This is a genomic window from Parabacteroides sp. merdae-related_45_40 (assembly GCF_001915675.1).
Map to the genome: position 1 here is coordinate 53631 of NZ_MNQY01000130.1, position 9672 is coordinate 63302.

Sequence of the window (9672 nt, forward strand, 5' to 3'; positions counted from 1 at the left end):
ACAATGTTATACAATAACTCCCTTCCCAGATCAGGATAAGAAGGGAATTATAACCCGGATTTTGTATCAATTGCATTACGATGGCTAACCTTATGCATTAGCCATCGTAACTCATAGGGTTAGCACTTGTAAAGCGATGCCTTACTTTCTATACCTTATTTACCGGATGGCAGCCTGTCTACCACCATCGGACGAACAATATTTCCTCCTAACGAAACAATACTATCCTTGACAAACATATCTACGACAAACGAATTGCGAGGATGTATCTCAGACTCACTTTTGTGCGCATGGAAAACATAGCGCATCTTACCTTCCATATCAACAAAAGGAGCACCGTGACCGACGCCAACTAGCCCATCGCACTTATGCAACACGGGATTGCCTTCGTACTTTTTCCACGGGCCGAAAGGCGAATCCGATGTGGCAAAGCCTACCGCATAGTCCTGGCTTGTATAGCCGTTTGCCGAATAAATCAGATAATAGACGCCATTCTGTTTAAAGACGGAAGGACCTTCCACTACTTTGGGAAGAACCAATTCCCACGGTTCTTCGGCCTTGAAACATTGTGTCAATGTTTCTTCCTTGATCTCTTTCAGGTTCTCTTTCAGCTCTGCGCACCAGATGACATTGCCGTCGTTGAAACGAACGAAATATAGATAGGCTTTTCCGTCTTCGTCAAAAAAGACGGAAGTATCGATGCTCTTTTCCTCGCGGATCGGCTTATGCTCGTCCTGCTTGAACGGACCCAAAGGAGAATCTGCCGTAGCAACACAAATATGCTCTTCCGTCGAATAGAACATGTAGAACTTCTTATCTTTTTCAACATAATAGACTTCCGGCGCCCAGAACATCGATTCGCCGTACGAGTTCGCATGGCTAAGCGACAAAGCCGAGGCACGTTCCCAGTATTCGAGGTCTTTGGAGTAATAGACGTCAAAACCGGTTCCGACATTCGTCCCGTAAATATAGTAGAGGCTGTCATGTACCAAGATGTAAGGATCAGCCAGAGGGACCGTCTTGGACAAGACAGTTACCGGCTTTTCTTCTTCTACTTTTCCTTCTTCCTTTTTATCGGATTCGGAATCCGAACAACTCATGCAAAAACAAAGGGAGAACGAAAACAATAAAGTAATCCATTTCTTATTCATAAAATCATCAGTTTAATTATTTAATAACAGGACGAAACGCACCGTAAGAAGGCTCCAATTTATCAACGTAAGGCCAGCCGTCTTCATCCCACAAAATGCGGTCCAACAAAACTTGCCGTTGCGCATCCAAACGTTCCAGTTCAAAAGCATGGTAAAGCATCCACGTGTTCTTTTCGTCATCTTCGAGAAGGGTGGAATTGTGGCCGGTCCCAACAAAGCGGTCATTCTTATGCAGGATTACTTCATGCTTGTTATCCAACATTTGTCCTCCCTGTTTATCGACATACGGGCCGAAAAGGTCTTTCGAACGCGCCACAACTGTGGTGTAGGTGCTTTTCTGTCCTTCGCAACAAGAGCCGATAGAGCCGATGAGGTAGTAGTACCCGTCGCGTTTCCACAGGTTGATTCCTTCGTAAGCGTTGCCAGCGATCTGGCGCTTGGTGTCAAGTTTAGGCGTGATCATCACATCATCTGTCACATCCAGTTCCATGATATAAATTCCGAAGAAGCTCCCCCAAAGCATATAATACTTGCCGTCTTCCTCATAGAAATACTGGTCGATGGAGTTCTCTACATTCACTTCACGGCTGTCAAATACTTTGCCTTTCGGTGTGAACGGACCTTCGGGAGAATCGGAAACGGCATAACCAACGGTGCTAACCCAATGATTACCCCATTGCGCCAAAGAATAGAAAAGAACATATTTGCCTTTCACATAGCGAATCTCCGGGGCCCAAAGATGAGCACGTTCTTTGACATCCTTGTTGTCGGGCAAGAAGTCTGGACGAGTCTCATCAGTGAAGGCAGTTCCTATCTCTTCCCATTCCACCATATCTCTTGATCGAAAAATCGGCAAGTTACGGATATCTTCAGTCGCATATAAATAAAAATAACCATCTTTTGCTCGCATGGCAGTCGGATCAGGTGCAGCAATCCGTATCACCGGATTATGATAAGCTAGTTGTGAATCATCAACTTTCGGAATATCCTGCCCATCCGAATTTCCAGTATTACCATTTCCACTACAAGCAGTGCAATAAATAGCACAAGACAACAAGAAAAATTTTTTTACATTCTTCATTTTCTATCTATTTTTATGAAGAAGCTATTACAATAGTACATATCAAAAATATAAACTTTTGCAACAGCTTCTTCTTTACAAAATCATTACTTCCAACCCGGATTCTGTTCCATATTCGGGTTCATCTGCGTTTCGTTATACGGAATCGGATATAACCAATAATGGTCTCCCCCCCACGCATAATGATAAGTTGCCTGTCCCCAAACCTGTCGCAGACCGTTCACCACCTGTTTGCCGTTGTCGTCATATGTGGCAAACTTTTTGTCCTTCCAAGTCTTCCAACGAAGTTCGTCAAAGTAAATCAGGTCTTCACCAAGCAATTCCCAATACCGTTCGTTCCGGATACGTTCACGCATATCAGCTTGGCCCATCACGGTCGTTGGGACATTGGAGTTGAGCAATTGGGCACCGGCACGAGCACGTACCTGATTGACAACAGTAACCGCTTCGTCTATCTTGCCCTGTTCGTTCAATGCCTCAGCAAGGTTCAACAGAACATCAGCATACCGGATTTTCGGCATATCAATACCAGTACCTTTTTGGCTACCTTCACCGACTCCTTCCGTCACGAATTTACGGTTCAGATAATAAAACATCGCCTGCGTATCAGTACGCAAATCACTCGCTTCACGCGTAATCGTACCATCCGCATTTTGTGTTTCTATCCACTGGCTACGGAACGGATAGCGGTTTGTAAAGTAATTATCAGCACCTCCGTCACCTCCTAAATAGGTGGCATACGGCGTAATGACACTCATTTCTAAACGCGGATCACGCTGTTCGTAGGCCTTGCGAATACGAGCTTCATTGCCACTCGGCAGATAATAATCCATATTGGCCCCCTGCTCTTTCGCATTTGCGATTTCTGATTCCGTCAAGTTATCACGCAAGAAAAAGACACGGCGTTCATTGACCGTCAACTTATAATACTCGGGAATGATCTTCGCCCAGTCGAACTTGCTTCCATCCGCACACTCATAGGTATCAACGAAATCCGGATTGACCAAATAGTTATTCCACATGGAACCATAAGTACAACGATTACCAAATCCCCGGTTCTTAGAATTCCAATAACCATCCTCTTCGATGCACTGGACAGAGAAGATCATCTCATCACACTGCTCATTGACCTCCTTGAACAACATCTTATAGGCATTCGCACCGGAAGTAAACAGGCGATAACCACAATCACCGACCTTTTTGAAGTCAGCTTCAGCAGCCCCCCAGTTCTCCAACCACAGGTATATCTTGCCTCTGAGCGCATACGCTGCACCTTTCGTAATGTGACCATAATCATTGTCGCCGCTGTTGTATTTATCCGGCAAATTTGGCTCGTTGATGCAATCAGTCAAATCCTTAATCAACTCATTCCAGAGATCCGTCATAGAAAGACGGCTACCCTTCGCTTCTTCGATGTTCTTGATTGGCTCTGTATAATAAGGAACACCACCAAACAGCAAGTTCAATTCATAATACCAATAGCTACGGAGAAATTTGGCTTCAGCAATCAAACGTGCTTTCTTCGCTTCCGGAAGCCCTACCACATCCGGCATATTAGCAATCACATCATTGCAACGGATGATAAACTTATAGTTGTCATGCCAAATCCAACTCGGACCATCTCCTGATGTCGTCTGGTTGCCAAACAGCATACCAAAGTTACGCCAGTTCGCATCGCGATCCATCACTGCCGAAAAGCAATCGAACCACATATTATAGTTATCATTATACAAATGGTTCAATCCATTGTATAAGCCGGTAACAGTCTGTTCAGCCATCGTGGCATCTGCCCATACCTCTCCTTCACTCGGCTGGTTTTTCGGAGTCAAATCCATATCTACACAACCTGTAAAGAACAAACCTGACAAAATTGTTGCTGAAAAAAGTTTTGCCATGTCTTTTATAATTCCCAAATTATTCTTGTCCATACTTTTTTTCACAATTTAATTAGAATGTCACATTAACACCAACCGTATACTGGCGGATCGGCATATAACCGTCACCGGCCATACGTTCCGGATCGCTACCTTCGAACTTAGTGATTGTCAGTAAATTTTCGCCAGACAGATAAACTCGTGCATTCTGAATGAAGGCTACTTTCATCCATTCTTTCGGAAAGGTATAGCCTATCGTCAGGTTTTTCAGCTTTATGTAGTTACCATTCTTCAGATGCCAAGAACTGGTAGCACTTGCCTGACCGCTGTTCTGATAACCAACGAGACGTGGCGTTTCGGAATAAATGTTCGTACGCGGATCATTCGGATTTTCAGGATCGAAGAAATAGTGATCATAAGCAATGTCATATCCGAGACCATATCCGTGCGTAACACTGACGCTGTTTTGCGTTTGTTTGTAATAATCGATCTTGAATCCGGCTGCTCCCGCCCAGTTCATCGATAGGTCAAAGCCCTTCCATGTCATGCTTGCCTGCAAGCCGAAGTAGTATTTCGGTCTCCAAGAAACACTTTGAAAATCGCGATCGTCATCATTACCATAAATACCATCTCCGTTATAGTCAGCATAAATCATATCCCCATACCAAATCTTATCTTTGCCGATCGCTTGGTTTGGGTAAAACTTATAACCAGCATCAAACATCGCCTGCAACCATTTCATATCAGCCTCAGTACGGATCATTCCGTCTTTCGGTCCCCCATTAATATTCACTGTCCCATCACTATTGAAATAAGAACCGTTACCTTTGTATGGATTCATCATATAATATTCATTCATCTCGTGGCCTTCCACGATCAAGTTGGACGAACCGTTTGCTACCGTACCAACATTCTGATACCACACTTTATTGCCGTTGGCATCCGTACGCCATTCGCGGACCAACTCCCCTTTATATTTCGTCACTTTATTCTTATTATAAGTAAAGTTTCCTGAAACTGAGTAAGAGATATCTCCGACACGGTCATTCCAACCCAAAGTAATTTCAAGCCCTTTGTTGTTAACACCTGCCAGATTCTGGAGCGGAGAAGTAAATTGGTTCAGAGATTCCGGAAGCGTCGGGCGATATAAGATTCCATCCGTTTTTTTGTCATATACTTCGATCGTTCCGTTCAAACGGTTGTTCAAAACACCGAAATCAAGACCTATATTGGTAATAGCCGTTTCCTCCCATTCCAAAGCGTAGTTGGAGAAAGTAGTCATGGCTAAACCATTGGATTTATTGCTATTGAACGCATAGTTGTAGCCTGAACCGTAAAGTGCCTGCCACTCGTAATTACCAATGGAATTATTACCCAACTTCCCCCAAGATGCACGCAGCTTCAAATTACTCAACCAATCTATATCTTTCATAAATTCCTCTTCAGATATACGCCAACCGGCAGAGAAAGAAGGAAACAGACCCCAACGAGAATCGGGAGAAAAACGAGAAGAACCATCATAACGCATGTTCATTTCGAACAAGTAACGATTGTCAAATGCATAATTGATGCGACCGAACCAAGAACGAGAAGAATATTCGTATGAAGAACCCTTAATATAATAAGGATCCGTCATGGCATCAAAGTCTGTCAAATTGACACTTGACATACCTTCCTTACAAATATCCACTTCGTCTCCCCAGTTACGCGATTCTTCATAACCGATCAATGCACCCACATCGTGCTTTCCATAAGTATGCGCCCAACTCACCAGCATATTGGTTTTCCAGTACTTTTCACGTCTTTCCCAATCATACACCTTATAAGTAGCCATATCCGTAGAAGTCGGAGGCGTACTCAAAGTCATTGTACGGTTGAAACTGTACTGTTCTTTATAATCAGAAGGTTGCCATCTGTGATGGTTTGTAAACTGATCATAATAAAAGTTGGCTGTAAACTTGAAGTCTTTCAAGAACTTCACTTCTATATACGGGTTCACGAAATATTTGTTCTGCTTGTAGTAACCATACGAGTTACTCATATTCAGCAATGGGTTTCCTGCCTGCCCGTCTTCTTCGTTAGTTTCGATTCCACCATATTTGCCGTCATAATAAGGATAAACACCTGGGGTCACCTTCTGCATGTTCAATCCCCACATATCGCCCAGATTATTGCGATCCTGATCGGCGTTATACCCCCAAGCACGCATTCCTACAGTCAGGAAATCGGTTACTCTCGACTCGATGTCACTACGCAAATAATATTTCTTTACCCCCGACTCGATAACCAAACCTGGATTATTCAGGTAAGTACCCGAAATCGCATAGTTAGTACGCTTTTCCGCACCAGTCAAGCTGATAGTATGTTCCTGCATCCATTTCGGGTCATAAACGACATCATACCAATCCGTATTCGGATGCGTCACATAATTCGGTATGCCAGCGACATTCGTCGCGTTCGGGTTATTAGCTGCTTCACGCCACTCATTGATCGTCGACTGGGAGAACTTGGCCGCCTGGTTCGTGTTGAGATAACCTTCGTTGACAAACTCCATATAATCCGCATAATCCGTTACCTGACGAATCAGCTTGGCCGGAGTCTGGTAAGAAAACTTGCCCGAATAGGTCACATTGATTTTTCCATCCGAACCACGTTTCGTCGTAACCAAGATTACCCCATTAGCCCCTCTGTTACCGTAAATGGCACAAGAAGCGGCATCTTTCAAGATGGAGATCGAAGCCACATCATTTGGATTCACTTCATTGAGGCTCATCTCCATTCCGTCCACAAGGATCAGTGGGCCAGCATCGTTCATCGTACCCACACCACGGATCAAGATGGAAGAACCTTCGGCATTCGGCTGGCTACTAGTATTCATCACATTGACACCAGCCGCCATACCTGACAACGATGCGGCGATCGTGGTAACCGGACGGCTCAGCTTCTCATCCGTAAAATTTAGACTGGCTACAGATCCGGTCAAATTCACCTTCTTCTGAGCAGCATAACCGACAACAACAACTTCTTCAAGAGCTTGGGTGTCATCTTTCAATACGATTTCGAAAGCCCCTTTATTACCCACTACAATCTCTTGGGCCATGTAACCGATATAGGATACCGAAAGTTTAGAATCGGCAGAAACGCCTTCCAGCGTAAATTTCCCGTCCATATCGGTTATTGTTCCGTTGGTAGTGCCCTTTACCGAAACATTCGCTCCGACAACCGGTTCGCCATTAACATCGCGGACAACTCCGGTGACAATCTTTCCCTGCTGGTGAACGCCAGCCTCCTTGACAGTTATGATAATGTTTTTATTCGATATCGTATAACTACAATTCGGGAGAATTGTAGTCAGTATATCTGATATACTGAGATCCTCAGCATTCAATGTGACACGTTTGTCCACGTCTATTATTTCGTCATTATAAAAGAACGTAAACTCACTGCAATTTTCAATTTTCTTTAATACCTCTTTGACTGTTGAGTTTTTCATATTGAGGCTAATCCGGACAGTCTGAGAATAAGACTCTGTAGCATAAAGCCCACTTAACATGAAAGTTAACATAACGGTTAAAATAAATCATATTCTATATAGATTTTCAGTTAAACTTTATCGCCGAAACCAAATACCGGACGATAGATTAATTATTTTTTTCGACAGACGAATGCAACCCACATACACCTATCCTCTTTTTTCACAATAACATCATTTGTCTATTCCCATAAGCAATCTGTTTTTAAAGTTAAACATTTATTTTCGAGGAGTTATATATACTTTATTTTTCTTTATCTCATACCTAATCGGAGCAATCAGACTCATCGCCTCCATCACCTCTTCGATGCTCTCCTGCCGGATTGTGAAAGAAAGACGAGTGGCAGCGGCAAACTGCTTCGGGCATTCAATGTCCATATTATAGCGTCCCTCCATACTGATTAAGATATCAGCCAGACAGTCGTTGTCAAATACCAGGCGGTCTTTGATCCAATCGGTATATAAACCGGCTTTGGCTTCTTCGACAGAGGCGGTCTGATCCGACTTACGGTATCTAAACAGTTCATCCGGTTTCAAGTAAACCGGATCTTTCAAGGCTTTTCCCGATATCTTCACACTACCGTTCAGCAAAGCGGTCTTTACAAATTCACCGGAAGAATAGCTATCGAGATCGAAGCAGGTCCCCAAGACCTCTACATCTATCTCTCCCGCCTGTACGACAAAAGGCTTTTTCGCATCTTTCGCCACCTCGAAATATGCTTCTCCCTCCAAAGAGACCAACCGTCTGTCATCGGCAAATTGATTCGGATAAGTCAGTTTAGTTTCCGAATTCAGCCAAACCACCGATCCGTCAGGCAACGTGAACCGGCCTTTGCTTCCTTTTGCCGTAATCAGTTGGTTTTGCACGATGACATCAGGAGCGGAATGCTCCTTCCAACTGCCGATACCATAACCGATTCCCAGCAAAAGCAACAAGACGGCAGCAATCCGCGTCCAACGCAAAACCACCGATAATGTATTTCTCTTCGCAGGCAAGTTCCTCTCCATCCGTCCCTGCTCCAGCAAGATACGGTTTTTCAGTTTCCCCAAAGCGATATCGATCTCCAGCTCGTTTCCGGCAGCGACATTACAAGACAGCCACAGGTCACGAGTTGCAATAAAATCATCCCGATTATCATCCGATTGTTTCAGCCATCGAAGCAATAGCCTCTTCTCTTCCAGTTCAGCCGAGCCATCCAGATAACGGATTATGATTTCGTTGATATCGTGTGTTTCTTCTTTCATTACAGATTCATTTATTAGTAATACAAAAAAAGGTAGTTTTACCCTACCTTCATCCTACAAAGAATTAACGTTTCTTTTTATTCTCCGGCATGAAACTTTCGTTCCACCCTCTGGCTGTCTAAAGAGAAAGACAAGTGACAGCCAACACTAATAAAGGGAATAAGTCCCTTTGGATAAGATATTCTTTCAACCCGGAAAGAGCCTTGCTAATCTGCTTTTCAACCGCTTTGATACTAATATTCAGTTGTTCCGCAATCTCACGGTTCTTCAATCCATAGCTCCGGCTTAACATAAATATTTTATGGCATTGAGGGGGAAGCGTGTTTATATAAGACATGATTTCTTCTTCCAGTTCTTTCAATAACAAGCTCTGCTCGGAATTTTGCATATAAGAGGAAACGTACTGATCCAATATATCCGTCTCTCTCTCAGGTTTCAAAGGGTATACATCCTGTTGTTTCTTATCCAACGCATTCAGAGCATGCGTATATACGGCTTTGAAAAGATAAGACTTTACAGATTCATCCTCAAAACGGATACTTTCACGCCGCTTCCAAAGTTCATAAAAAACATCCTGAACAATATCTTCCGACAAATCCTTATCATTCACAAAACGGAAAGCATACGCCCGCAAAGGTTTGTAGAAACGCTTGAACAGTGTTTCCAAGGCTGCAAAATCCTGAACATATATCTCTCCTGACATGAATTTGTTGTTTTATAAAAAGCAAAAATACAGATATTTTTCATTTAATGCCGGCAGAAGGGGAATATTGATAACTATATAAGCAA

6 protein-coding genes are annotated in these 9672 nt (G+C 43.4%); all 6 read right to left on the reverse strand.

Annotated features, from left to right (window positions below):
* Window positions 1–155: 155 nt before the first annotated feature.
* Complete coding sequence (locus BHV83_RS18380) at window positions 156–1151, reverse strand: glycoside hydrolase family 43 protein (RefSeq protein WP_005651025.1); 996 nt, start codon at window positions 1149–1151, stop codon at window positions 156–158.
* A 16-nt stretch (window positions 1152–1167) separates the two neighbouring features.
* A complete protein-coding gene (locus tag BHV83_RS18385) occupies window positions 1168–2232 on the reverse strand; it encodes a family 43 glycosylhydrolase (RefSeq protein ID WP_046452157.1) in 1065 nt (354 codons plus the stop codon).
* An 86-nt stretch (window positions 2233–2318) separates the two neighbouring features.
* Window positions 2319–4160, reverse strand: coding sequence for a RagB/SusD family nutrient uptake outer membrane protein (locus tag BHV83_RS18390; protein ID WP_286757878.1), 1842 nt, complete (start codon window positions 4158–4160; stop codon window positions 2319–2321).
* 19 nt (window positions 4161–4179) lie between these two features.
* Window positions 4180–7659: a TonB-dependent receptor gene (locus BHV83_RS18395; RefSeq protein WP_502687971.1), complete on the reverse strand. Its 3480-nt coding sequence runs from the start codon at window positions 7657–7659 to the stop codon at window positions 4180–4182.
* A gap of 198 nt (window positions 7660–7857) precedes the next feature.
* Window positions 7858–8883 (reverse strand): FecR family protein, encoded by a 1026-nt coding sequence (locus BHV83_RS18400; RefSeq protein ID WP_005636235.1) that lies wholly within the window; start codon window positions 8881–8883, stop codon window positions 7858–7860.
* Between the two features lie 118 nt (window positions 8884–9001).
* Window positions 9002–9586 (reverse strand): RNA polymerase sigma-70 factor, encoded by a 585-nt coding sequence (locus BHV83_RS18405; protein WP_005636233.1) that lies wholly within the window; start codon window positions 9584–9586, stop codon window positions 9002–9004.
* Window positions 9587–9672 lie beyond the last annotated feature (86 nt).